20 protein-coding genes are annotated in these 24,420 nt (G+C 47.6%); 13 read left to right on the forward strand and 7 right to left on the reverse strand.

The window, feature by feature from the left end; genetic code table 11:
- Positions 1-3: 3 nt before the first annotated feature.
- Genes IFO68_RS00035 through IFO68_RS00055 form a run of 5 tightly spaced genes read left to right on the forward strand, consistent with a single transcriptional unit; the run spans position 4 to position 6,330 of the window.
- Entirely contained in the window at positions 4-2,151 is a 2,148-nt protein-coding gene (locus IFO68_RS00035) for a type I secretion system permease/ATPase (protein WP_192014511.1), read from the forward strand.
- Entirely contained in the window at positions 2,144-3,463 is a 1,320-nt protein-coding gene (locus tag IFO68_RS00040) for an HlyD family type I secretion periplasmic adaptor subunit (RefSeq protein WP_192013552.1), read from the forward strand. The genes IFO68_RS00035 and IFO68_RS00040 overlap by 8 nt, the downstream gene beginning before the upstream one ends.
- 23 nt (positions 3,464-3,486) lie before the next feature.
- On the forward strand, positions 3,487-4,821 hold the full coding sequence (locus IFO68_RS00045; RefSeq protein ID WP_192013554.1) for a TolC family outer membrane protein: 1,335 nt from the start codon (positions 3,487-3,489) through the stop codon (positions 4,819-4,821).
- Positions 4,818-5,408 (forward strand): OmpA family protein, encoded by a 591-nt coding sequence (locus IFO68_RS00050; protein WP_192013556.1) that lies wholly within the window; start codon positions 4,818-4,820, stop codon positions 5,406-5,408. The genes IFO68_RS00045 and IFO68_RS00050 overlap by 4 nt, the downstream gene beginning before the upstream one ends.
- A 16-nt stretch (positions 5,409-5,424) precedes the next feature.
- Complete coding sequence (locus tag IFO68_RS00055) at positions 5,425-6,330, forward strand: PstS family phosphate ABC transporter substrate-binding protein (protein WP_192013558.1); 906 nt, start codon at positions 5,425-5,427, stop codon at positions 6,328-6,330.
- Positions 6,331-6,413: 83 nt separating this feature from the next.
- On the opposite strand, the gene IFO68_RS00060 is transcribed toward IFO68_RS00055, so the two are convergent.
- From IFO68_RS00060 to IFO68_RS00070, 3 genes are all read right to left on the reverse strand, one after another.
- Positions 6,414-7,652 (reverse strand): GGDEF domain-containing protein, encoded by a 1,239-nt coding sequence (locus tag IFO68_RS00060; RefSeq protein WP_192013560.1) that lies wholly within the window; start codon positions 7,650-7,652, stop codon positions 6,414-6,416.
- Between the two features lie 149 nt (positions 7,653-7,801).
- Positions 7,802-8,347, reverse strand: a complete 546-nt coding sequence (locus tag IFO68_RS00065; RefSeq protein ID WP_192013562.1) for a DUF1415 domain-containing protein — start codon at positions 8,345-8,347, stop codon at positions 7,802-7,804.
- Positions 8,348-8,428: 81 nt separating this feature from the next.
- Positions 8,429-10,438, reverse strand: coding sequence for an exoribonuclease II (locus IFO68_RS00070; RefSeq protein ID WP_192013564.1), 2,010 nt, complete (start codon positions 10,436-10,438; stop codon positions 8,429-8,431).
- Between the two features lie 411 nt (positions 10,439-10,849).
- Here IFO68_RS00070 and IFO68_RS00075 point away from each other — a divergent pair, with 411 nt between their 5' ends.
- Entirely contained in the window at positions 10,850-12,538 is a 1,689-nt protein-coding gene (locus IFO68_RS00075; RefSeq protein WP_192013567.1) for a sensor domain-containing diguanylate cyclase, read from the forward strand.
- Positions 12,539-12,752: 214 nt separating this feature from the next.
- Positions 12,753-14,633 (forward strand): DEAD/DEAH box helicase, encoded by a 1,881-nt coding sequence (locus IFO68_RS00080; protein ID WP_192013569.1) that lies wholly within the window; start codon positions 12,753-12,755, stop codon positions 14,631-14,633.
- 99 nt (positions 14,634-14,732) lie between these two features.
- On the opposite strand, the gene IFO68_RS00085 is transcribed toward IFO68_RS00080, so the two are convergent.
- On the reverse strand, positions 14,733-15,689 hold the full coding sequence (locus tag IFO68_RS00085; protein ID WP_192013571.1) for a LysR family transcriptional regulator: 957 nt from the start codon (positions 15,687-15,689) through the stop codon (positions 14,733-14,735).
- Between the two features lie 396 nt (positions 15,690-16,085).
- Between IFO68_RS00085 and fabG the strand changes: the two genes are divergently transcribed.
- The 3 genes from fabG to IFO68_RS00100 all read left to right on the forward strand — a co-directional run bounded on the left by fabG (position 16,086) and on the right by IFO68_RS00100 (position 18,374).
- Entirely contained in the window at positions 16,086-16,820 is a 735-nt protein-coding gene (gene fabG, locus IFO68_RS00090) for a 3-oxoacyl-ACP reductase FabG (RefSeq protein ID WP_192013573.1), read from the forward strand.
- Between the two features lie 223 nt (positions 16,821-17,043).
- Positions 17,044-17,283 carry a hypothetical protein gene (locus IFO68_RS00095; protein ID WP_192013575.1) on the forward strand — a complete coding sequence of 80 codons (240 nt, stop codon included), beginning with the start codon at positions 17,044-17,046 and terminating at the stop codon, positions 17,281-17,283.
- Positions 17,284-17,438: 155 nt separating this feature from the next.
- Positions 17,439-18,374 carry a DUF4382 domain-containing protein gene (locus IFO68_RS00100; protein WP_192013577.1) on the forward strand — a complete coding sequence of 312 codons (936 nt, stop codon included), beginning with the start codon at positions 17,439-17,441 and terminating at the stop codon, positions 18,372-18,374.
- Between the two features lie 40 nt (positions 18,375-18,414).
- On the opposite strand, the gene IFO68_RS00105 is transcribed toward IFO68_RS00100, so the two are convergent.
- A complete protein-coding gene (locus tag IFO68_RS00105) occupies positions 18,415-18,747 on the reverse strand; it encodes a DUF3392 domain-containing protein (protein ID WP_192013579.1) in 333 nt (110 codons plus the stop codon).
- Positions 18,748-18,949: 202 nt separating this feature from the next.
- Here IFO68_RS00105 and arfB point away from each other — a divergent pair, with 202 nt between their 5' ends.
- Together arfB and IFO68_RS00115 are read left to right on the forward strand one after the other, a co-directional pair.
- Positions 18,950-19,363, forward strand: a complete 414-nt coding sequence (gene arfB, locus IFO68_RS00110) for an alternative ribosome rescue aminoacyl-tRNA hydrolase ArfB (protein WP_192013581.1) — start codon at positions 18,950-18,952, stop codon at positions 19,361-19,363.
- Between the two features lie 116 nt (positions 19,364-19,479).
- On the forward strand, positions 19,480-20,364 hold the full coding sequence (locus IFO68_RS00115; RefSeq protein ID WP_192013583.1) for an aspartoacylase: 885 nt from the start codon (positions 19,480-19,482) through the stop codon (positions 20,362-20,364).
- Here IFO68_RS00115 and IFO68_RS00120 read toward each other — a convergent pair.
- Entirely contained in the window at positions 20,327-20,677 is a 351-nt protein-coding gene (locus tag IFO68_RS00120; RefSeq protein ID WP_192013585.1) for a DOPA 4,5-dioxygenase family protein, read from the reverse strand. The two genes, IFO68_RS00115 and IFO68_RS00120, sit on opposite strands and share 38 nt — an antisense overlap.
- Before the next feature lie 228 nt (positions 20,678-20,905).
- Here IFO68_RS00120 and IFO68_RS00125 point away from each other — a divergent pair, with 228 nt between their 5' ends.
- Complete coding sequence (locus IFO68_RS00125) at positions 20,906-21,442, forward strand: cysteine hydrolase family protein (RefSeq protein WP_192013587.1); 537 nt, start codon at positions 20,906-20,908, stop codon at positions 21,440-21,442.
- A 68-nt stretch (positions 21,443-21,510) separates the two neighbouring features.
- On the opposite strand, the gene malT is transcribed toward IFO68_RS00125, so the two are convergent.
- Complete coding sequence (malT, locus tag IFO68_RS00130) at positions 21,511-24,228, reverse strand: HTH-type transcriptional regulator MalT (RefSeq protein ID WP_192013588.1); 2,718 nt, start codon at positions 24,226-24,228, stop codon at positions 21,511-21,513.
- Between the last annotated feature and the right edge of the window lie 192 nt (positions 24,229-24,420).

Consider the following 24,420-nt stretch of genomic DNA (forward strand, 5'->3'; position numbering starts at 1 on the left):
AAAATGTCTGAAAAACCGGGTAAAGATGAGTGGCTGGAAACGATCATCTGGTTCTGCTGTCATTACGGCCTTCGTTGTCACCCCCTGAAAGTGACAGCGGGCCTGCCATTGGAGCAAGGCCAGCTGACGGCTGAGCTGTTTATACGGGCGGCCGCACAGGTGCAACTGGAAAGTGGTGCGATAGACAAACGCCAATTAGGGCAAGCGACCTTGCCTGCTGTTGCTGTTTCGTTAACGGGCCAGCCAATGATTCTGGTTGCGAAAGAGCAAGGGCAGTACAGGGTGCACTTGCCGGGGCAAAGTATTGAAGATCAGTTATGGTCAGACACTCAGCTGTTGCAAATGATTCAGCCGGAAATCTGGCAGGTATCTGCAGTGCCGCAAAGCGACAGTCGGGTAGACGATGTCAAGCCAGCCAGACAGATGCATTGGTTTCGTGCCGTTATCAGGGAAGTGCGGCCCTGGTACAGGGATGTGTTTGTGGCATCGATTGTCATCAATTTGCTTGCTCTGGTCATGCCGCTGTTCACTATGAATGTGTATGACAGGGTTGTTCCTAATCAGGCATTTAACACACTCTGGGTGCTGTCTGTTGGTGTGCTGGTGGTGATTGTTTTTGACTGGTTGCTGCGTAGCGCCCGAAGCTCAGTTACAGATATGGCCAGCCGGTATCTGGATAACAAATTGTCGGCGCAGTTGTTTCAGCGAGTCCTGGGTATGCAACTGGAGCACAGGCCGCAGTCGGTGGGAGCGTTTGCCCGCCAGATCCAGGAGTTTGACAGCGTAAAAGACTTCTTTACGTCGATCACACTGGTTGCGCTGATCGACCTGCCTTTTACCGCCCTGTTTTTGTTGCTTATTGGCTGGCTGGGCGGGGCGATGATGTTTGTCCCGGTCACCGTCATGCTGGGTTTGCTGTTATTAAGCGCCGTGATGAAAAACAAAATAGCCGACACGTTTACGGAATCGGGCCGTTACTCAACTCAGCGTCAGGCGCAGCTGTTTGACAGCCTGAGTACTCTGACGGAAATCAAACAGAATAATGCCGAGGGGCTGGTACAAAAACGCTGGGAACAGACGGTTGTTGCACTGTCGGAATGGCAGACCCAGTCGAGATATTATTCAAATCTGGTATCGCATTCCATTATGAGCAGTCAGCAACTGGTTACCGTCTTTTTGATTGCACTGGGTGTGTATCAGATTGCGGAAGGTCACCTCAGCATGGGCGGGTTAATTGCCATTGTGATGTTAAGTGGACGAGCGGCAGGATCGGTCAATCAGTTATCTATGCTGCTCCTGCGTTATCAGCAAACCCGTTCAGCCATCGATGGCCTGAATCAGATCATGGCGTTACCACAGGAAGAGACGCCTCATCAGGTGATAGATCGCGGTGAATATAAAGGCAGTTTTGCACTGGATAATGTGAGCTTTCGGTATCCGGATTCAGAGCTGGACGTACTGGAAAATATTACATTCAGCGTAAAAGGCGGCGAGCGGATCGGTATTATTGGTAACGCAGGCTCAGGTAAATCCACACTGATGGCGCTGATCGCCAGGCAACTGCAACCGACGCACGGGCAAATGTACTATGAGCAGTTGGATGCCAATTTGTGGCCACCCAGTGTAGTACGGAATGCTGTCGGCTGGGTCGGGCAAACGCCAGGATTCATCTTTGGTACTGTTTACGAAAACATCACGTTTGGTAATGACGTCATTGATGAAAGCCGTCTGGCGAATGCGATTGAGCTATCCGGATTAAATGCCTACATGCCACGTTTGATACACGGTCTGGAAACCCAGGTAGGTGAAAACGGGCGACACCTTTCTGGCGGTCAGAAGCAGGCTGTGGCTATCGCAAGGGCATTTTATCGTCATCCTTCCCTGTTGCTGATGGATGAACCCACCACAGGTTTGGATAAACAGGCAACCACTCAGCTTTTCCAAAGTATACAAGGCTTGCCGAGGGATACTTCGATTGTCATCTGCTCGCATCAGTCGTCATTTTTGTCGCTCTGTGATCGGATATTGGTGCTGGATAAAGGCAAGCTGGTGGCCGATGGTAAGCCTCAGGACATCCTGTCACATCAGGAAGGCAGGCAAACCAGCCGAATTCGTTCGGTCAGCATAGTTAAAGGAGGCCAGCATGAGTAGTCAGATCATGTGGTCTAACAATCGGCAGGCTTACCGCTCCCGTAAGTTGATCTGGTTATGTGTGGCGTTGTGTGCGGCAACCCTGATTTGGGCCAGTTGGGCCAGGCTGGATGAAGTTGTGGTGGGTGAAGGTAAAGTTGTCCCTACCTTGTCGGTACAAAAGATACAAAGCCTCGAAGGCGGAATTATCAGGCAGGTGTTAGTGAATCAGGGCGACCGGGTGAGCAAAGGGCAGTCTTTAATGATACTGGACGATACCCGCTTTCGCGCGGCCTATCAGGAGGCTGGCCAGCAGGTACAGAGCTTGCTGGCGCAGGAGAAACGGCTGAAGGCCGAGCTGCACAGTGTAAAGGTCAATGCCAGGGCGGCAGACTGGCACCACCAGGTTACGATTGACATGCAGCCACTGGCGGTTGACCCGGCGATACCTGCGGAGCTGAATGCCAGAGCCAATTATGCTGAGCGGTTAGAGCAGCTTGCCTCCGAATTGGAACAAGCCAAGTTGCGCATCGATCAACAGGATCAGGCCTACCAGGACACGCAAAATACCATTGAGACACTCAAACGCAGTTTGGAAATCGTCGAAAAAGAGATCTCAATGCTTAGAGATGTCGTAGCAAGCGGTGCTGTGGCTGAAGTCGAACTGCTTAAATTGCGACGCGACTATGTGAAACTGATCGGGGATTTGGCCAGTGCCAACACTTTGGCACAAAAACAGAAAGCAACCTATTCCGAAGCGATTGTCGATTTTCGGGGCATTGCATTTGATTTTCGCTCCAAGGCACAAGGCCAGTTAAACGAAGTTGCAGCCAAACTGGCCCAGTTGAATGAAAGCCAGCAGGCGTTGGCCGATCAACTGAAAAGGACACAAATTTTATCCCCAGTGGAGGGCACAGTAAAAGATGTGCTTATCCGCTCGATTGGCGGCGTTGTTCGTCCGGGTGAACCCATTATGGAATTGGTGCCTTATAACAGTAGTTTGATTGTCGAGACCAAAATTTCGCCTCAGGATATCGCTTTTGTTCATGTGGGTCTCGAAGCAACGGTAAAGTTCTCCGCGTATGACTTTGTTATCTATGGCGGCAAGAAAGGAAAAGTGATCTATGTCAGTGCGGATGCATTGCAAACGGAAGAAGGGGATGCTTATTACCGGGCGCATATTCAGCTTGATGCGAACGAAGAAGTTCAGCCCTTCACCATCATTCCCGGCATGCAGACCGTTGTGGACATACTGACCGGACAGAAAACTGTTTTGAGTTACTGGCTCAAACCTTTGTTAAGAGCGAAAGAAGTTGCTCTGCGTGAACCCTAATAACAACAAGGACAGGATAGGTAATGCGATCCAAACTACTTTTGATGAGTTGTATGCTTGGTTTGACTCCGATGGGAATATCCTCAGCTTATGCGCTTTCTCTTGAAGAGTCGGTCGCTGCAGCAATTGATTACAGCCCGGACGTACTGGGGCAATATGCCAGATTCCAGTCTGTCGTCAGAGATCAGGATGAAGCCCAAGGCTTTTATTTACCCCAGGTTAACCTTTACGCCGCGGCCGGTTATGAAGAAACCCGCTACAGCAGCGGGAATAAAATTGCGCCGGATGACAGGGGGCTGACACGTACTGAAGTGGGCGTGAAAGTGTCACAGCTGATTTTCGATGGCTTGAAAACGTCCGCCAATATTGACCGGCTGGGTTATGAGGCTGAATCTGAGCGATTAACACTGATTGCCGACGCCGAAAATGTTGCACTGGATGTCGTGCGGGTCTATCTCGAATATCTGAAGTCGCAACAAATTCTTGAGTTAAGCAAACGGAATGTTATCGACCATGAAACCATTTATAACAATATTCTTGACAGGAAAAACAAAGGGCTGAGCAGTAACTCGGATCTGGCTCAAATCGCAGCCCGTGTGGCAACGGCAAAATCCACGCAGATTTCTGCCCAAAACAATCTGTACGATCAGGAAGCGCAGTTTATGCGATTGGTCGGGCTGCCAACTAAAGAGTTAGTCACGCCTGTATTTGATTACAGCTTATTGCCTCCCGATCTGGACATAGCGATTAACCAGGCTGTTGAAAATCACCCGGAAATACAGGCTGCCATTCTTGATATCAAAGCGGCCCGCGAAGAAGTCAGGCGCGAAAAAGGGGGTTATTACCCTGAGCTGAAACTGGAGGCTTATGGTAATAAAAATGAAAATATCGGGGGCGTAGAAGGGCCGGAGGAAGATGCTCGTGTCATGCTCACTTTAGATTATGACTTGTTTAACGGGGGAAGTACCAATACCCGCATCGAGTCGGCAGCATGGCGGGCAGAGCAAGCCAGATCAATCCGCTTAAGAGCTGAACGCCAGGTGCGGGAAGGTACAACACTGGCATGGAATGCCTACAACATGCTGGAGACTCAGAAGCAATTGTTGCAACAGAACGTCGATGCGGCCAAAGCAGCAGAGGATGGCTATGTGCAGCAGTTCAACGTCGGACGTCGCAGCCTGCTTGATGTACTTGATGCAAAAGTGGAAGTCTTTCTTGCCAGAAAGAACTACGTGAATGCGTCATACGATCACACCCTGGCTGCTTACCGAATGTTCAATGCTATGGGGATTCTGACTTATGCATTGCGTGTAGAGCATCCTGAAGAATGGCAGACAGAGAAGGAGAAACAAGGATGAGACATAGTCAGATTGGATTGATCACCCTGTCTTTATTAATACTGTCTGCCTGTGCTGACATGCCGGATACGGCAACAACACGTCATCAGATTGATGACCTGCGTGATGCCGATCAGGATGGTGTGATCAATCAAAGAGATATCTGTTTAGACACTCTCCGGGGCGCCCAGGTTGATGAGCATGGCTGTGCTTCCTGGCAGGTGTTTGAAAAATTAGATGTTTTATCTGTGTATTTTAACTTTGATGATGACCATATTCGGTTGGATCAGTCAGACTCATTTGATGAGCTTTTGACTATCATGAATGACAATCACGAAGCCAAAGTGATTTTAGTGGGGGATACCAGCCCGGAAGGTACCGATGAATATAATGATGCGTTGGCACAAAGGCGTACAGGTGTCATCAAAGATGCACTGGTGCTGAACGGTATTGCCCCGGAACGTATTTCTGAGCAGCGATATACGCAGATAACGTCGCTGACCCAGTTTTTAAAAGTACGTAAACGCCGCACTATTGCTGTTGTTACTAAGCAGGAAATGGCAGTGAAGCCGGCTTGGACAATTTTCAGTTCCGAGCAAACTCAGTGACAGGATAAATCACACCATGCGATTGATGACACACACCCTGATTGCAGCGGGGATCATGCTGGCCACCGGTTCAGTGCAAGCTGCGGTAGCCGTTGAAAAAGAGCTGAATGAAATGGTCAAAGAACTGGCCAATGCGCAAAATACTCCCGTTCAACTGATTGAGAAAGGCGATATTCAGGCAGCCATGATCGCCGATGAAGCCCGTCTGGGTATCAGCTCCCGCAAATGGCTGGATAGCGAAATAGCCTTGTTTGAGAACACATTCGGTTATCGTCCAGTACAGATATTTTTTACCTACGATGCGGTTTCTATTCTTGTTAATAAAGATAACCCCGTAAGAGCCATGTCGATGGGACAGCTGAAACAGATTTTTGGTTGCCAGGATACACCTCAGAAGCTGGACTGGCGTCAGCTGCCAGATCATCAGAATGACGACTTTTCTGAGGCTGTTCCTTATGCTGTCTCGGGTGAACTGGACACGCATTTAAACTTTTCTAAGCTGGTGGACTGCGGCAGTGAGCAATATCTGGCTACACAGTTTCTCCGCAGCCATGATGAAATGAATGATAAGATTCGCAGTGATATCAATGCGATTGGTTACTCGGTATTACCCGAGCTGCCTGATGAGCTGAAACGGATTGCAATTTTGGATGACAGAGGCAAAGCCTTCACCATAGATCCGGAAACCGTGCTGTCGGGGCGTTATCCATTGGCAAATGTCTATTTTCTGTCGTTGAACATCCCACCCAAGCAGCAAGGGCTGACAAGTGAGCAGCAGGTGCTGGTTGACTTAACGCTTGACCAGGAAAACCAGTCAATAATTGAAAAGCATGGTTTTCTGCCGCTGCCTGCAGAAGCGGTGCACAGAAATCAAGTCAAATTAAAGCAGGTATTGCCTATGGTTGTCGGCGGTTATAAATAGCCACTGGACAGAAAGAAATGTAACAGCCTTATCAATACGATAAGGCTGTTACGCTTTTAAACAGATTGCGAGCGACAGGTGTGTTACACAACCTGATTTCGGCCGTTTTGCTTAGCTTTATACAGTGCTTTGTCTGCCACTTTTAAAACGTTAGCGGTTCTGGAGTCTTCCAGGCTGTCTGCAACACCAATACTGACGGTAATTTGTACCACTTCGGATTGCTTGCTCTTTCCGCGTTTTCGCTTACCGTCTTCATCATCAGAAGGTCGCTTTTCGAAATCTCTGATGTGCATAGGGTAGCTGGCTATGGCTTCGCGTAATTCTTCAAGCGCATCAAGACACTGATTTTTGGTTTTTCCCTTAATTAAGATGGTGAACTCTTCGCCACCATAACGGTACACATCCGCTTTGATATTGATATTAAGGAGTAGCTGGGCAACTAAACGCAGTACATCATCGCCCGTCTTATGGCCGAATTTATCATTGAATTTCTTGAAGTGATCGACATCCAGCATTGCCAGTGTGTATGTGCGGCCAAGGTGCTTTAACTCAGTTTCCATTGCCCGGCGTCCGGGTATGCCCGTCAGCGGATCAATGAAAGCCAATTCATGCGAACAGGAAATCAGATTCAGTAAAAGCAAACTGGAAGCGGCTGTAAAGGCAACACTGGAAATATAGGGCTGCTGGAACTGAAATAGCGTTAGCCCGGTAAACAGCAGACAGATGAAGGTGGCCTGATCATAGCCTTGATTTCTTTTCAGAATAATAGAAGCGCTGGCACAAGCCAGGGCAACAATCATGATTATTAAGAGCAGAGGTAACGGTGAATACTCACCGATGGTATAAAAATACATCTGCCAGGTGGCGTTATAATGTTCAGGGTTTACATGATTGATCAGTAACCAGCCCCAGCAAAGCTGCAGGCCCAGCACGCTGAGGTAGATCAAACCAAAGCGCGAGAAAAGCCGCCTTTCAGGAATAAAGTGAAGTTGGAACAGGTTAAGTGGCAGCAGTACTGCCAGTAAAATATAGGTTACCCCGGTTTGCGACTGAGAAAGTGGCGCCTGCAGGTTTTGCTGAATCAGATAGTAGGCAAGTAGCATCAGCATTGCGCTGATTCCAGTTTTACTTTGGTTGAATGGCTGACACAACATCATTACCAGACTCAGCAGTATGTAGGGAAGCAGTAGCAAAACATCAACGTGTTGCGACATGATAGCAACGATGTCGCTATGAGCCGCAAAAGTGCCTGCCACAAGGGCCAAAGGCAGAGCGAAACGCATTTTGGCGTTTCTAAATACTGAAAATGAGAGTGTATGCATTACAATATTCCCTATCAAGGAGATATCATAGCTAACTTAATGCTTAATCCCAACACATTTGAATGTTTACACTCGATAAGGTTGGTCAATGAGTTCTTTTGATTCATAGGTCAGAGGTATGAAATTAATAAGCCCTGCATGGTTATCATTTAGGCTTTGCTAAATAAAAACGGGAAAAGACGGCGAATGTCTTTCTCGGACAATGCATTCATTTTTTCAATATTGCGCTCAGGTATTCCTTCAGGATCAGGATAGTGAGCCAGCACTTTTTCCATACTATCTTCACGAATGAGGTGAAAGATGGGGTACGGAGCCCGGTTTGTCAGGTTTTCAGCATCTTCTGGTCTAGTCCCGTAAAAATAATAATCGGGGTGAAAACTGGCAACCTGATAGATACCATCCCGGTCGCACTGTCTGATTAAGGCATCCACCATATCAAGAAACTGATTGTACTCGTCAAAATCCTGTAAAACGTTAGGGCAAACGATAAGGCTTGTATCAAGATCACACACTGGTGTCTCATCCAAACGTATTAACTCCTGATAGATACTTTCCATCAGTGTTTCGAGAGAATCCGTCTCATAAATTGCAATACGAATTTGTCCCTTTCTGCGCGGTTTTGCTGCAAACGGGCACAGATTCAAACCAATGACGACATTATCAAGCCATTGTTCAACGTTATGGAGATACGACATGGAATACCAGAGTGTGTGTATGACTATTCAGATTGGAGAGTGAAACCAGGTTGGAGAGTTCCAACCTGGTTCTTGGGATTATCACGCTTTTTCGGTTTCGGCCTGATTTTCTTCGGGTTCCTGAGCGTTAATCTCAGGGAATTGCTTAACAGGTTTGGCAACCAATTGACGTGTGGTTTCACGTACTTCTGTCAGGACAATGTCGAAGTGATCACCAAGCTGGAACTCGCGCACTTTATCGATATTAATGATGCCCAGATCACCGTTACATTCGATGCGTTGCTTATTGTCCAGAATCAGTGGCGCAGGAATAAAGGCCGAAGCACCGTTTTCAAGCAAGCGAACACGCATGCCGGCGCGATTGATATCGAACACTTCAGCGGTAAAGACTGTACCTTCCTGAACCGCGTCTTTTAGCAGGCGAACATATAGCCAGTCAGCTACATCACGTTCTGCCATACGGTGATTACGGCGATGGGTGGCAATTTCCTCACCAATATTGTCATCTGGCGTTTGAGTCGGCTCATTGCCGGAAATGACCGCTTTCAGCATCCGGTGATTGATCATATCGCCGTATTTACGAATCGGAGAAGTCCAGGTTGCGTAGACATCCAGGCCCATTGCGAAATGCGGAGCAGGCGTGTTGCCTACTTCACTGTAGGCCTGGAATTTGCGCAGTCGGTTATCCAGATAAGTGGTATCAAGCGTGTTCAGCCAACGGCGAAGGGCGCTAAAGCCTTCCAGCGTCAGCAACTGCTCTTTGTCGAATGGCGCTTCTGCATTGGTCAGGAAGTCCATGGCGGTATCGAGTTTTTCAGGATTGAAGCCAGCATGAGTGTTGTAAACACCTTTGCCGAATTTTTCCTGAAGCATACGTCCGGCACAGATATTCGCGGTGATCATGGCTTCTTCGATCATTCGGTTCGCAGTGCGACGAGGATCGGTATGTATTGCGATCACATCGTTGTCTTCGCTCAATTCGAAGCGGTAGTCCGGACGATCCGGGAACACCACGGCGTTTTTGCTGCGCCATTCGCTACGGGCATTGGCAAAAGCCTGCAGAGCCCGTACCTGCTCATCGATAACTGCAGAAGGAGACCAGTTTGCTGAGCTGCCATTTTCCAGGTAGTCGGAGACATCATCGTAGTTTAAACGGCCTTGTGAACGGATCCATGCGGCAAAGAAAGTAATGTCGTCGCCAATCACACCGTCTTTATCCACCGTTACGCGGCAACATAGGGCAGGGCGTTTTTCATTCTCCATCAGAGAACAAAGCTCATCGCTCAGCTCGCGCGGCAACATGGGGATGTTGCGGCCTGGCAGGTAGATTGTGAAGCCGCGCTCGCGAGCTTCCTTATCCATTTCATTGCCAACTTCGATGTAAGACGTCGGATCGGCAATCGCTATAGTGATTTCGAAGCTGCCATCTTCTTTCGCTACGGTATAAATGGCATCGTCCATGTCTTTGGTTGATTCGCCATCAATAGTAATGAAAGGTATTTCTGTCAGGTCTTCACGTGTCAGACCTTCGTCAAGCATGTTCCAGCTCTCTTGCGGAGCAGGTTCAGCATTAGGAAGATCATGGCGTGCCAGCGTGACCCACCATGGGGCAATTTTATCTTCGCTATCGGTAATTTTTTCTTTGATTTCACAGAAGAAAGTCTTGTTATCGCCAACAAGAGGATGGCGAGTCAGATGAGCGACAACCCAGTCACCTTCTTTCAGGGTTTCAGGGTTTAATCCCTTGACTGTACGAGCTTTGATAGCTTCTTTCAGCTGTGGATGATCCGGAACAACATTCAGGCGGTCTTTGATCAGTTTGACGCGGCCGATAAAGCGAGTCATGAACTGTTCAACCAACTCTTGCGGCTCAGCAACTTCACGCTCTTTTTCTGTACGAATAACAGCAATGACACGATCGCCGTGCATTACCTTTTTCATATAGTTAGGTGGAATGAAGATGCTTTCTTTTCCATCGACTTCCAGAAAACCAAAACCGCGGTCAGTGGCTTTGATTTGGCCTTCCTTCTTAGGAAGCGATTCTTGAATTTGTTTTTTCAATTGTGCTAAAAGCGGATTATCTTGAAACATTATGCCTGGTCCCGGATTATGAACCGTCACACTATACGTATTAACAGGCTCAAAACCAAGGGTAATCCGACTTTTCCGGCTTTCACTGTCAAGAAGGGCAGTGAGTGCTGTTGATAAAGCTATTCATTCAGCAGAAATTCTGGTTATCCAGATCTGGGTAATCATTTGTCGGAAAAGTGTCAGAACGACTTAATATACAATGATATACCTATCAATAGTCGGATAAACGCCTCTGGCGGAATAACGGACATTAATTGTTCATATTAATGATTGGTCACAAATGTTGCAGAAAGTTATCCTTCAATTTTCGAAGTGTGCATCTGAGGTCGTTATTATTTTCAATCTGGAGTATTTTGTTCTCTGTTCTACCCACGATGAAGTGATAAGACAGATAATCGCGTAAGGAAAAGCATGCCGTTTAAACTCAACGATGAGTTGGATAAACTCGTTGATACGCTTGCCCGTCAGGCAAACATGGAGCGTTGGTGCCATCGTTTGCTTTCAACGCTGCATCATATGCTGGATTTAACCTATCTGACATTGCTAGTTGAGCATGAAGGCCAATCGAAAGTGCTAGCTAGCTGGATGGGTAATGAAGAGTTTAAGTATTACCTGCATCCTTTACCCTTGTCGAACTACAATGGTGTACCAGCAGATTTACTTTTAGAATCCAAACAATCCCGTAAGGCCGTTTCTGCCCAGTCTGCAACGCCGTTCAAAGCCATCTGGACAGAACAGACAGGCGATTGGCGCCGGGTGATTTTTCCGATCATAATGCACGAAAAAGTCGTTGCCTATTTATACGCAGAAACGCCAATCCCAGAACGTCTGGATGACAACCTGAAAGCCTTCGAGCGAGTACTGTTATTGATAGCGTCTGATATCAGTGTACATATGCTGCGTGAAGAAGCACTGACACATAATATCAGCCGGCGCAGTGTTGAGGCTGAACTGGAAGTTCGTAACTACTCGCTCAGAGAATACTTATCTTTACTAAAGCAGTTACATGAGGTCACGCTGGCACTTGCAGAATCCAACGATCTGGATTGTCTGTACAGAACCGCGATAGAGCTGGGTCGGCAAAAGCTGGGGATTGATCGGTTAGCTATCTTTCTGACCGATATGCAGCAGTACACCATGCAGGGGACGTACGGTACTGATCCTCAGGGCAATGTTGTGTCTCGCCGCACTTTTGTTAACGATATTCCTGATCATCCGCTGGTCCATGAAGCACTCAGTCGCAAAGACGTGGTAGTGGTTAAGGAAAATGCGCCTCTTTATTATGGTACGCAGCAGGTCGGTACAGGCTGGAATGCCATGATATCAATGTGGAACAGTGACAACTGTATTGGCTGGATTGCAGCGGATAACCTGATCAGCCAGCGAAGCCTGACTGATCACCAGAAAGAAATCATGAAATTATTTGGCGCGGCGCTGGGCCAGCAAATCGTGATTAAGCAAAGTCATGAAGCATTAACCAAGCTGAATGCTGAACTCGAACAGCGCGTGCATTTACGCACCCAGGAATTACAGCAGACCAATAAGGCATTAGAAGACGCTAACCGGCGGCTGGAAGCCTGGTCCATGCAGGATGGCCTGACCGGCGTGGCGAACAGACGGTTTTTTGATCTGACGTTGAAGCGTTATTGGCAGGTGGCCAAACGCAAACAGTTACCGCTAAGCATTATTATTCTGGATGTGGATCATTTTAAGTCTTTTAATGATACCTATGGGCATCAGAGAGGCGATGTGTGTCTTAAGCAGGTCGCGGTGACATTAGACAATATAGTGAACCGGTATGAGAAAGCGGTATTCAGCCGTTATGGCGGTGAAGAGTTTGTCTGTCTTGTACCGGAAATGGATGCTGAGACGCTCCGGCTACTGGCAGAGGAAATGCTTGATGCCGTCAATCAGTTAAAGATCCCGCATTCTGGTACGCGTCAAGGGGTTATCAGTATCAGTATGGGGCTGTATTCCAGAATGCCGACGGAAAACATTCAGGAAGAGGTGCTGTTAGCAGGTGCTGATCAGGGGTTATATCTCGCGAAACAAGGTGGCAGGAATCAATATTTTCAATGGGATGAGAATCAGTATGCCTAGAAAACTTGTCAGAATGTACATATCGCAAGCTGTTTGAATAATAAATAATTGCTTAAGTTATAATTTGTGACAGCAATCAATTTTTTCTGGTAATTTCGACTTGAATAGCGCACAATGCGCGCCTTAGTCGAGGCCCATGCTTGTGGATACAGTTGCTGAACCGTGTTAAAGGCAAAGGGGCCCCGTTTACGTTCGATTACCTATTGGGATCCCAATGCAAGAATCTGTTACAGAATTTCGCCAGTTAGAACTGGCCGACACTCTTTTATCCGCACTTGATGCGATGGGCTTCGTGGCACCTACTCCAATTCAGGCTGCTTCCATTCCACTTCTTTTAACCGGCACCGATGCGCTGGGTCAGGCTCAGACTGGTACAGGTAAAACTGCTGCATTCTCTCTGCCTCTGCTGAACAAAATTAACCTGAAGCAACATAAGCCTCAGGCAATTGTTATGGCTCCTACTCGTGAGCTGGCTATTCAGGTTGCTGCTGAAATTAAGAACCTGGGTAAAAATATCCAGGGTCTGAAAGTATTAGAAATCTACGGCGGTGCGTCTATCGTCGATCAAATGCGTGTGCTTAAGACTGGCGCTCACATTGTTGTTGGTACCCCTGGTCGTGTGAAAGATCTGATCAGCCGTGATCGCCTGCACCTGGATGAAGTCCATACTTTCATTCTGGATGAAGCCGATGAAATGCTGAAAATGGGTTTCGTTGACGACGTTACCTGGATTCTGGAGCAAGCGCCAGAGTCAGCACAACGCGTACTTTTCTCTGCAACTATGCCACCTATGGTGAAGGAAATCGTTGACCGATTCCTGCGCGATCCTGCACGCATTGATGTTGCGGGTGAAAACCGTACCGTAGCGAAAGTAGAACAGCAATTCTGGGTCGTAAAAGGCGTAGAGAAAGACGAAGCTATGATTCGTATGCTGGAAACTGAAGAAACCGATGCATCAATCGTTTTCGTCCGTACCCGTCAGGATACTGAGCGACTGGCTGATTGGCTGTCTTCACGTGGCTTTAAAGCGGCTGCACTTCACGGTGATATTCCTCAGTCTCTGCGTGAGCGTACAGTTGATCACATCAAACGTGGCGTTATCGATATTCTGGTAGCCACTGACGTTGTTGCTCGTGGTCTTGATGTACCACGTATTACGCACGTATTTAACTACGACATCCCGTTCGATGTTGAATCTTATATCCACCGTATTGGTCGTACTGGCCGTGCAGGACGCAAAGGTAAAGCGATTCTTCTGGTTCGCACTAACCAGATCCGCATGCTGCGTACCATTGAGCGTGTAACGAAATCCCGTATGGAAGAGATTCAGCTTCCTATGCGTGATGACGTAGCTCTGGCGCGTTTGGATCGTCTGGGTAAAGAGCTGGAAGAGCAGAAAGAAAGCGCAAGCCTGGAAGCATTTGTAGAGCTGGTTGAGAAACTGCAAGGTTCAGTGGATGTTGATGCGACCACTTTGGCAGCCATTCTGCTGAAACGTCAGCAAGGTAATCGTCCTTTGTTCTATAAAGGTCCGGACCCTATGATTGCTGCGATCGAGCGTGAGAAACAACGTCGTGATCGTCGTGGTGATCGCCCTGAACGTGGCGAGCGCAGTGAACGAGGCGAGCGTCGTGAGCGCCGTCAGTCCAACAATGCCGATTGGGATACTTACCAGTTGCAAGTTGGCCGTGAACAAGGTGTTCAGGTTAAAGACATCGTTGGTGCTATCGCGAACGAGCTGGGTCTGAGCAAAGACTATATCGGTGCTATCAAACTGGCTCCTGAGCATACTTATGTTCAGTTACCTAAGAAGATGACCCCGGAAATCATCGCTCAGCTGAAGAAACTGCGTATTCGTCAGAATGACGTGAAAGCCGTGGTTGTTGAAGACAATGTTCTTCGTGAACACCGTCGTGGCGGCCGTGATGGCGCACCACGTGATGGTGCACCGCGCGGTGGACGTGATGGAAACCGTGGCCGTCGTGAAGGCGAGCGCCGTTTTGATCGCAACCGTGGTGGCGATCATCGTGGCAGCTTCCGTGGCGAGCGTAACCACGCTCCACGTCAGGAACGCAGTAAGCCAAGCGCTGAGTAATTGCTGACTGAAATGCCATGAAAGAAAAACCGGGGTTTCCCCGGTTTTTTTATGCCTGAAATTCACCGGGAACACTATGGCAGAAAATATATGACAGATTTATCCTGTTACTCGTATTCTGATGGGGTCGGGTAACCCCAGGGCTTTTTTATTTATTCTGTCCATTTCCTCAACGCGTTCAACTAAATAGTCTTTAAAATTAACACAACGTACAGGCATATACTTACGGGGTTTAAAGTAAAGATTAAGTTCAAACTGGCTACTGACATAATTTTTGAGAACAGCTTGAAGCCGGCCGTTATTTAATTCTTCACTGACAAGACTGTAAGGCAGATAAGCGATACCACCTCCGGCAAGCGCAATATTCTTCAGTATTTCGCTGTCGTCAGCTTCAACGGTTTGGGCTATTTCTACGGAATTGTACTCACCATGTTGCTCAAAAATCCATTTATTGCCACCGACCAGTGTCGTAGCGTAAAGACAAAAATGCTGCTTTAACTGTTCGGGGAGGCGCGGCTCACCGTACTGTGCGATATATTTGGGTGAACAACAGGCGATAAGTGGTTCACGGATGAGCGATCGTTTTACCAGCAGACTGTCTTTATCCTGAAAACCTCTGTAGGTTGCGTTTGCACGGATAGCGAAGTCAACTTCATGAACATGATCGACTTCAAATGCTGTTTCAAGAACAACAAAATTGATAGACGGATGGAGCTGGACATATTCACCAATAATCTGGCTGAGGTAATGCTTAGCAAACAAAGGCGTGCTGGCTATGCGTATCTGGCCTTTATCTTCATTACTCAGATTCTGAACTTCATTGAATACATCATTAATCTCACCGTTTATCAGGTTAAACCTGTCATACAAACGCTGTCCTGCCTGGGTCGGTGATATTTTCCGTGTCGTCCTTTTTAACAGGCAGACCCCCATGCTTTCTTCCAGCTCATTGAGCCAGCGGCTGCCGGCAGACGCAGAAATCCCGTATTGCTTTGCAGCTTCACTTAACGAGCCATTTCGCACTACGTGTAGAAAAAAAACTACTTTATCAAGCATGTCTGCATCTGATCCTTGCGCACTTCCCTGATACATTTATAGCAAATGCCGTCTTCATTACCAGTGAAGAGTTCATGACGAGGGAATGATAACGACTAATCCTCTGTTTTATATGGAATAGTACAGGTGACTCAAGGGAGAAATGCGGCGTGTGTAATTTAATGTCATATTGGTAACAAACTGTCTTGATAAGGTTGTGATTATCGCCCAGGTATTCAGCAGGGCGATTTGATTAATAGATTCATTAGAGTGGTCGCAAAGGTGAATTGCAGCATTGAGGGTAATCTTTTGATTTGTTTCATCTAAAATCAACATGATGGAAGTGAGCGGTGAAGCAGTGTGCCCGCACTGGATTCGATTTTCGCTTCAGTTTTTTGAACTAAGAGGGAATTAAGTATGTTGAACAATAAAGTTTGCATCGTTACGGGAGGCGCACAAGGCATAGGCCGTTGTATTGTCGAGACCTTTGCTAACCAGCAGGCTGAAGTTGTCTATGCCTGTGATATGAATGCAGCAGCAATGGCTGAACTGGAGAAAACTTACAAAAATGTAAAAGCCATTGAGTTGAATGTCTGTGACCGGGAGTCGGTTAGTCGCTTTGTTGACAACATTGTAAAAGATTATGGTCGTGTAGATGTGCTGGTAAATAATGCGGGGATCACCAGAGATAATCTGATTGATAAAATGACGGAAAATGAGTGGGATATGGTATTGGACGTGAACCTGAAAGGGGTGTTCAATATGACGCAGGCAGTGGCACCTGTGATGATGGCGTCCGGCGCAGGATCAATCATTACTATGTCATCTGTGGTAGGTACCGATGGTAATATTGGACAAAGCAATTATGCCGCCACTAAAGGCGGAGTGATAGCGATGACTAAGGGCTGGGCTAAAGAATTTTCACGAAAAGGTGCTCAGGTGCGAGCTAACTGTATCGCTCCTGGCTTTGTGGAAACGCCGCTGACCGTTAACCTGCCTGAAAAAATCCTGGAGTATATGAAATCGAAAACACCATTGCAGCGTATGGGTAAGCCAGAAGATATTGCAAACGGTGCGTTGTTTTTAGCCAGTGATAATTCCACGTTTATCACTGGGCAGACACTGAAAATTGATGGTGGCCTTGTCATTTAATTCTCAGGTTTCTGCCGTTGCTTTGTTCACAGAAGCCTTGAGAAATCGAGGCTTTTTTGTTTTTAAGTCTTTCAAGTGAGATCTCAGTCCAAAGATGCATTTATGGTCATTTGTCCTAATAATTATGCCACTCTGAGTGAATGTAAATGTGTATAAATCATCTTTAAATATTCCGTATAACACCGTATTATTCCGGTCATTGGCATATTTTTGAGGTGAGTGAGTGCTTTTGGGTTATATTGCACCAAGTTTGCTGCTTATCGTTGTAGGGTGTTTGTTCACACTTGCAATGGCATTACATAAGCAATGGCTATGGCTGACTCGTCTCTCGCTGATTGGTTTGCTGCTGGCAGCCGCGATGGTTGTTAAGTATCAATATCAGGATCTGCAGTCAGTAGGTTCCTGTCTTCATCGCCTTGAGAATCCTCGTTCTGTGCAGCATGGCTGCATACGGATGGATTAATCCCGTAACAAATAAGAAGCTTGTTTTTCATCACAGCATGCTCTGAGAGTATTTCCCTGCTCGCCATTGTCATCTTGTTGTTAACTTTCGTTGCGGATAATGCTTTGACTGCAATAACTCGTTAAGCTTGCTCAAAAAGCGAGTGGAGCAGTCAAATGAAAAAATTAATGATAGCCGCTACGGTAAGTATGCTATTGGCAGGTTGTGGCTCAGATTCAGATGACCAGTCGACGGGAAAACTTTCCCTGGCTATGTCTGACGCCCCGGTTGATGGTTTAAAGCAAGTCTGTGTGGCATTTGACAATATCACGGTTCATCACACAGGGGGCAGTGAAGCGTCTTGGGGAACAACGTCTTTTGCCGCTGCTCAAAGCTCGGCATCGTGCGTGCCAGATGGACTTTCTATTCCTGAAGATGCGAACGGGAATCCTGAGTTCATGGTGATTGACCTGCTTGATTACCAAGGTGCAAATGCCCTTCAGGTGCTGAGCGATGAAGTATTACTTGCCGGTCAATATACTCAGATGCGCCTCTCTGTATTAGAAAAGGGCACATATACTGACGGCACACCTTATTCGCATGTTGTTACTGAAAGTGATGCTGTGGAAAGTATTCGCGTCCCGAGCGGTGAACTGAAACTTGATGGATTTACTGTCGAGGCTGATTCAACCCAGGCTTATACCATTGAATTTGACTTGCGCAAAAGTATGGTACTTAATGCCAACGGCTACCAGCTGAAACCTCGTGGTGTCCGTGTGGTTGATAATACAGCAGTCGCTGCCATTGACGGCACGGTAAGCGCATCGTTGTGTAGTGGCGACTTGTCTGATGCATTTGTCTATGTGTATTCAATAGCCAATGGCGGTCAGTTTGGTGACTTAGGTTCTGACAATGAACCTGTGTCATCAGCAGCTGTTGATCCTGTCACTGGTCAGTATGAGATTGGTTACTTGCCATTAGATACTTATGACCTGAATCTCGTTTGTAACGGTAATGAAGATAATCCGGAGCAAGCCGGTGATACCCTGATTGTTGATATCACACTACTGGATCAAATACTTGGCACCGATGGTTTGACAGTGAATTTCTAATCGGTCCACTTAATAAATTAACCGCCGCAAGGCGGTTAATTTACACCTGGTTATTCCTTTGCGCCCAGCTGCCAAGAAAGATGAAAGTCCCCACTATTACGGTAAACAGCCATACATTACTCATCCCGCTCAACTGCCTGGCTAACCAGGGTGCGGCAGCAATGATCATAAAGCCATAGCCGAATGCATTCACAAAAATGAAGGCACAGGTGCGCAGGATAAAGTTCGTCCCCGACAGATAACGCCGCAGTATCATATTGATATCTGAGCCAAATACCACGAGCAGGCATGCCATCATGGCCGTTGCGATGTCGCTGATCCAAGGGCGTAAAAACTGGCCAGATTCTGCGATATACCCCAGTAAAATATTCATAACTGACTGTTGTAAAACATAATGATTGTTGATGACGACAGGATACGCTCACTCAAGGATACGATGAATCCCCCCGCAGGCGAGATGCAGAGCAGATCACATATTGAAGGTGTTATCAGCCTGGGTAATTTGGCTTTTCACTGGCATTTCATGCTTCAGGCCCAGATAATACCAGTAGGGAAGTCCAAACGATTAAGTGGTTATGTTGCAGATATCGAACACAGTACAAATAGCAGACTGGGAAATAGAAATTACCGCCATTCGCGCTCAGGGAGCGGGAGGGCAGAATGTCAATAAAGTCTCTAGTGCCATACACTTGCGTTTTGATATTAAGCGCTCCACTTTGCCTGATTTTTATAAAGAAAAGCTGTTGCAGCTCTCTGATCAGCGGATAACCAAAGAGGGTGTGATTATCATCAAGGCTCAGCAGTTCAGAACTCAGGAGCAGAATAAAGAAGATGCGCTGCAGAGGCTGCAGGCCTTGATTCAGTCAGCAACCAGGCAAGAGAAAAAACGCCAGCCCACAAAGCCGACCAAATCCTCTCAGCGGCGGCGGGTAGATAAGAAAACCCAGCGTGGGCAGGTCAAATCAATGAGAGGCAAGGTAACGCATTAAGCGTTTGAATAAATTTGCCTTGAATGCGCCTGTTTATTCGTTTGTTTGCCGCAAAGAAGGCTGGCATACTGAGATTCTCTTCAAGTTTTCTGATAATCCAAGTGGTGATGATAAGGATGAAAAGCATTAATTCTGTAGCCGTTGTGGGCGGTACTCACGGTAATGAATTCAGCGGTATTTATTTGCTGCGCAAATGGCAACAAGATGCCAGTCGCATTACCCGAGAGAGCTTCACTACGCAGACTCTGTTTGCTAATCCCAAAGCGCATGAAGAGAATAAACGCTACCTTGACAGCGATCTGAACCGTCAGTTTGCGGTAGAAGATCTGGCCAACCCTGAGCTGGCGAACTACGAGCAAAGCAGGGCAAAGGTCATGAATGCGGTTTTGGGGCCAAAAGGGGATGCCAAAACAGATTTCATCATTGATTTACACAATACAACCAGCAACATGGGGCCTACGTTAATAGTGCTGCAATCGGATGATTTCAATATTCGAATGGGCGCGTATGTTAAAGCGCAGATGCCTGAAGCTGTAGTGGTCTTTGAAGATCAAATTCCACTGGCTGAGCATAAGTTTGTCTGCTCTATTGCAGAGCAGGGTGTGATTGTTGAGATTGGCCCTCAGCCGCAATCTGTCATTCGCCAGGATGTGCTGGATTGGATGGAGACAATGACAGGTCATATCCTGGATTATGTCGATCTGTATAACAAAGGCCAATTGCCGGAACTGCCCCCGACCTATGAAGCATTCCGTTACACAGAAACCTTAAAACTGCCAGAAAACGCGCAAGGCGAGCGAATCGGCATGGTGCATAAAAATGTACAGGATAACGATTTCAGACCTCTGCATGGCGGCGATCCTATCTTTACCCTGTTTGACGGCAGTGAGATTTGCTGGGACGGCGATTATGAAGCTTACCCGCATTTCATTAATGAAGCGGCGTACTACGACAATAACCTGGCTATGTCTCTGGCGGAAAAGATTGCCGTTGAGCTGTAAAAATCTCTGTGTGCACGGGTAATTGTTTACCCAGCCAGCGAGCATGAATTGTGTGATCATTGAGCTCATTTTCTGATACCGGGTGGATCAGTACAGACAGACCTTCTCTGTGCTGATCCAGCCAATCAATAAAGCCTGTCTGGTTATCGGCAAAATGCATTTCAAACATCGGTTTGTCGTGTGGGCCTACCAAGCGTGGCACCAGCGGGTAAATCGCCAGAATATCGGCTTTTCTTTCTGTAATGATGCGCTGGCGCACCTGCTCAGCTAAATCCAATTGTGGTAAATCAAAATACACGTGAGCGTGAAACATACTGACTCCCCTTCTTGCAGCGAATGCCTTTCCCGTGCCTTCATCTTACTTTGACCATGGCGCAGTACCAGAGTGCCGAAGTGAATAGATCGTTCGAAAAAGTTGAACTAGCCGGAGGTTAATAGCGACATCAGGATTGTTAATTTATGGGTTTAACTGCATATTGTGCATTTGTTGACTGACTATCACTGACATTCTCTCCACCACACAATAATGTAAGGACACACGATGAAAACAGCCGTTCTGGTTATCGACGTACAGCGTATCTGCTTTGAACCTGAGCCTCAGCCATTTGAAGCTGATGCCGTGGTTGCACGGATTAATCAGCTCACCACATGGGCCAGAGAGAAAGCCTTGCCTGTGATTGTTGTTCAGCATGAAGAGCCTGATACTGAGATAGCCTATCAGAGCGAAGGCTGGCAGTTGCATACCGATCTGATCACCGCACAAGGCGATGTTTTTGTGCGTAAAACGACGCCGGACGCCTTCCATGATACGGTACTGAAAACCACCTTGGATCGCCTTGAAATCGAACAACTTGTCGTCTGCGGTTACGCGACGGATTTTTGTGTGGATACCACCACGCGGCGTGCGGCAGTGCTGGGTTATGAGATTGAATTAGTGTCTGATGCGCATACAACCCATGACAAGCCGTATGCTTCCGGCGAGTTGATCCGGCAGCATCATACCTTTGTGCTGCCGGCAGCCGATAGTTTTCCAACCAAGATTAAGGCGGTCACGACAGCAGATCTGCTTGAACGCTGATTGTCTGCAAAAAGAGCCGGGGATGAGTTGTGGGGGAGGAGAGCCTCCCCCTGTTTAATACCTGAGTATCAAGATGCCTGGTAACCCATCAGGCTAAGCAGTTCCTGAGCGGTTTCAATGGCTTCGCTGCGGTTAGCGATGTTGAGCTTCTGATACAGATTACGAATGTGCGTTTTTATCGTCGTAGCGGCCACGTCCAGTTCAGAAGCAATCTGCTCGTTGCTGTAACCGGTATAAATTAATCCCAGCACCTGCCATTCCCTTTGTGTCAGCGGACTGGTTCTAATCAGCTCGGGCAAGTCAGGTAAATTGAGCAACTTTTCCACAAAGGCTTCATCAAAATGGACCAGCCGATGGCGCTCTTTACTGTTCATTTCACGCAGTAACTGACGTGCCCTGTGTTGCGACAACTCGTTTAATAGTTTTTCATCAATCAGTTCTTGCAGTAAGTCCTGAATGTCTTCGGCTGCAATCAGGAAGTTGCCGACCATGCCTGTGCTGTTGGTCAGCCGTAGTGCTTCGGCAAGGTGGGTTAACGCGGCGTTGCGATCACCGGCTTTTTTCCTGATCACGGCCTGAAGGATCAGGTTACGGTTTCTGTCGGTTATCAAATGATGCTTATCGCAACTGTCCAGCAGCATGCTGAGAATATGCTGGGCCTCGTCAATCTGCCCCAGCATCAGGTGCGCCATGGCCAGATTTCGCCATTGTTGCTGCTGGAAATGGTTGCAGGCGCCTTCCGGCTGTTCTGCCTGTGATAACCAGTGGCGGACACTCTCCAGCTCTTTGGTTTGCTGCCAGTAAAGCAGATTGGCGACATCAGTATTAGCGCGCCAGTCTATGTGGAAATCCGCGGTTTCCATGAGGTCATTACAGCGTTGCAGATAACGGGCGGCTTTGTCCTGTTCACCCCGGGTGATAGCAATTCTGGCTAGCATTGAGTAAGCCTGCAGGGATTTAGTGTCATCATAGGGGGCCAGCACATCCAGGCTTTTCAGTGCTGCTTCTTCTGCTTCATCAAGCCGGTTCCAGCACCAGAGTATCTGCGACTTCAGACGCAGCAGAAATTCATGCATGGGGACTTGCTGTAATTGCTGCTCCCGGACTAACTTGAATCCTTGCTCCAGCAGCTCAAAGGCGGGCTGTACTGAGCCCTGCGCCAGCAGTATTTCACTTTGCTGCAACAAGGCCCAGAGTGCCTGATGATACACATGGTATTGGCGAGCCATTTTTTCAGTCTGCTGCATCATAGGAAGCGCACGGCTCAGATTGCCGAGGCAGTGATGGACTTCACCCACCACAGAGGTGGCGACGATGCGGCTGCGATAGGTGTTGGCCGGCAATTGTCCCAGAGCCTGCTCAGAGAGCAATAAGGCTTCCTCAGGTTTGCTTTGATTAATCGCAACCTGCGCACGTAGCGCATTGAATTCGCCCTGAAGGGCATCATTGAAACTGATGTTATTACTTTGCATTTCAGCTTCAGATTCCGCAATCAGATCGCCCACTTCGTTATACCTGTGCTGGCTTTGAACCAGCCAGAGTCTGAGCAGGATAAGGCGCGGGCTGCTAAAGAGCATGCTGCGATCTAACGTTGCTATGCATTCTTCCAGCAGTTTGAGTTCTCCGTGGTGAAACATACTCCAGCCATGATCGCTGAGAATAGAGACCATCATCGGCTGATTGTTGCTTTTTCGCACATGGTAAAGCGCTTGCTGCGGGCTGCTTTGATTCAGCCAGGCTTTCGCCGCTTTGTTATGCAAATCCTTCCGCTGTTCAGGAATATGCGAGTGACGTTTGTGGCGCAGAAATTCAGCAAAGAGGTGATGGAATCTGTACCAGTTATCTGCCCCTTCCAGCGGGGTGATAAAGAGTCCGTAGCGGTTCAGGTACTCCAGCTTCACCAGTGCATCGCTGCGCCCGGTTAAATCAATCACCAGTTCAGCGTTAAACATATCCAGCACAGAGCATTGCAGCAGGAAGGATCTCGTGTCTTCATCGAGTAAATCAAAGACCTCTTCAGCCAGATAGTCCCAAAGGTGGCTGCGATTAAAGTTGGCCAGAGACAGCGCCGATTCAATCAGATGGTTCGGCTTTTGCTGCGCATGCAGGGCAATCAGCTGCAAGGCAGAGGGCCAGCCTTCCACCTGAGCACGAAGACTGCTGAGTGCACTGGTTTCGATCTCATTGGCAACACGTTTGCTGAAAAATCGCGTGGTTTCTTCTTCATCAAAGGCCAGCCATTCATGATCGACTTCGATCAGCAGATCTCTGACCCTCAGGTTTGCTGTCCCCAATGGCGGCAGGCTGCGGCTAGTGACGACCAGAGTCAGTTCATCCGGCATGTTTTTCAGGAAGAAACGCATACCGTCATGTATGTCTTCGTTATTGATGACATGATAGTCATCCAGAACCAGATAGGTCTGGTGCGGATAATCCTGCAGTTCGGCAAATAATTCACTGAACAGGGTATTCAGACAGGCGAATTGCCGGCGCTCGGCCATCGCCCTGGTTTTCAGACAGGCGTCTTTTGTGGCTTTATTGAGGGCCTGTAACAGGTAATTCGCAAAGCGGAAGGTGTCATTATCACTGTCATCAAGGTTAATCCAGCCAGTATGCGGATGTTCATTCAGCCATTGAGAAGCCATGGTGGTTTTGCCATAGCCCGCCGGCGAACGGAAAAGCACCAGGCGGTATGAGGGGGCCTGGTGCAACAGGTCCAGCAGTCTGGGACGCATAATCGCATTGTGTAACCGTCCGGGACGGGTAAGCTTTGAAGGTATCCACATAATTCTGATTAATCTTTATTGTGATGAATGATTGTGCAGGCGTATTTATCATTACCCGAGTTACTCACTAAATCATCAGTTGTTATACCTCTCATCCCCATAAATAAGGGGTCGGTCACATTTCCATAACCTGTACAGTTATTTTTATTACTTCCCTGTACAAGCGCATTGCCAGCGATATTTGTGATAAAC

It is taken from the genome of Photobacterium arenosum (genome assembly GCF_014841115.1).
Lineage (GTDB): Bacteria > Pseudomonadota > Gammaproteobacteria > Enterobacterales > Vibrionaceae > Photobacterium > Photobacterium arenosum.

What these genes read in the sequence shown, in the direction of transcription:
- IFO68_RS00035 (WP_192014511.1), top strand. Translation starts at nt 4, where the DNA reads ATGTCTGAAAAACCGGGTAAAGATGAGTGGCTGGAAACGATCATCTGG.
- IFO68_RS00040 (WP_192013552.1), top strand. Translation starts at nt 2,144, where the DNA reads ATGAGTAGTCAGATCATGTGGTCTAACAATCGGCAGGCTTACCGCTCC.
- IFO68_RS00045 (WP_192013554.1), top strand. Translation starts at nt 3,487, where the DNA reads ATGCGATCCAAACTACTTTTGATGAGTTGTATGCTTGGTTTGACTCCG.
- IFO68_RS00050 (WP_192013556.1), top strand. Translation starts at nt 4,818, where the DNA reads ATGAGACATAGTCAGATTGGATTGATCACCCTGTCTTTATTAATACTG.
- IFO68_RS00055 (WP_192013558.1), top strand. Translation starts at nt 5,425, where the DNA reads ATGCGATTGATGACACACACCCTGATTGCAGCGGGGATCATGCTGGCC.
- IFO68_RS00060 (WP_192013560.1), bottom strand. Translation starts at nt 7,652, where the DNA reads ATGCATACACTCTCATTTTCAGTATTTAGAAACGCCAAAATGCGTTTC.
- IFO68_RS00065 (WP_192013562.1), bottom strand. Translation starts at nt 8,347, where the DNA reads ATGTCGTATCTCCATAACGTTGAACAATGGCTTGATAATGTCGTCATT.
- IFO68_RS00070 (WP_192013564.1), bottom strand. Translation starts at nt 10,438, where the DNA reads ATGTTTCAAGATAATCCGCTTTTAGCACAATTGAAAAAACAAATTCAA.
- IFO68_RS00075 (WP_192013567.1), top strand. Translation starts at nt 10,850, where the DNA reads ATGCCGTTTAAACTCAACGATGAGTTGGATAAACTCGTTGATACGCTT.
- IFO68_RS00080 (WP_192013569.1), top strand. Translation starts at nt 12,753, where the DNA reads ATGCAAGAATCTGTTACAGAATTTCGCCAGTTAGAACTGGCCGACACT.
- IFO68_RS00085 (WP_192013571.1), bottom strand. Translation starts at nt 15,689, where the DNA reads ATGCTTGATAAAGTAGTTTTTTTTCTACACGTAGTGCGAAATGGCTCG.
- fabG (WP_192013573.1), top strand. Translation starts at nt 16,086, where the DNA reads ATGTTGAACAATAAAGTTTGCATCGTTACGGGAGGCGCACAAGGCATA.
- IFO68_RS00100 (WP_192013577.1), top strand. Translation starts at nt 17,439, where the DNA reads ATGAAAAAATTAATGATAGCCGCTACGGTAAGTATGCTATTGGCAGGT.
- IFO68_RS00105 (WP_192013579.1), bottom strand. Translation starts at nt 18,747, where the DNA reads ATGAATATTTTACTGGGGTATATCGCAGAATCTGGCCAGTTTTTACGC.
- arfB (WP_192013581.1), top strand. Translation starts at nt 18,950, where the DNA reads ATGTTGCAGATATCGAACACAGTACAAATAGCAGACTGGGAAATAGAA.
- IFO68_RS00115 (WP_192013583.1), top strand. Translation starts at nt 19,480, where the DNA reads ATGAAAAGCATTAATTCTGTAGCCGTTGTGGGCGGTACTCACGGTAAT.
- IFO68_RS00120 (WP_192013585.1), bottom strand. Translation starts at nt 20,677, where the DNA reads ATGTTTCACGCTCACGTGTATTTTGATTTACCACAATTGGATTTAGCT.
- IFO68_RS00125 (WP_192013587.1), top strand. Translation starts at nt 20,906, where the DNA reads ATGAAAACAGCCGTTCTGGTTATCGACGTACAGCGTATCTGCTTTGAA.
- malT (WP_192013588.1), bottom strand. Translation starts at nt 24,228, where the DNA reads ATGTGGATACCTTCAAAGCTTACCCGTCCCGGACGGTTACACAATGCG.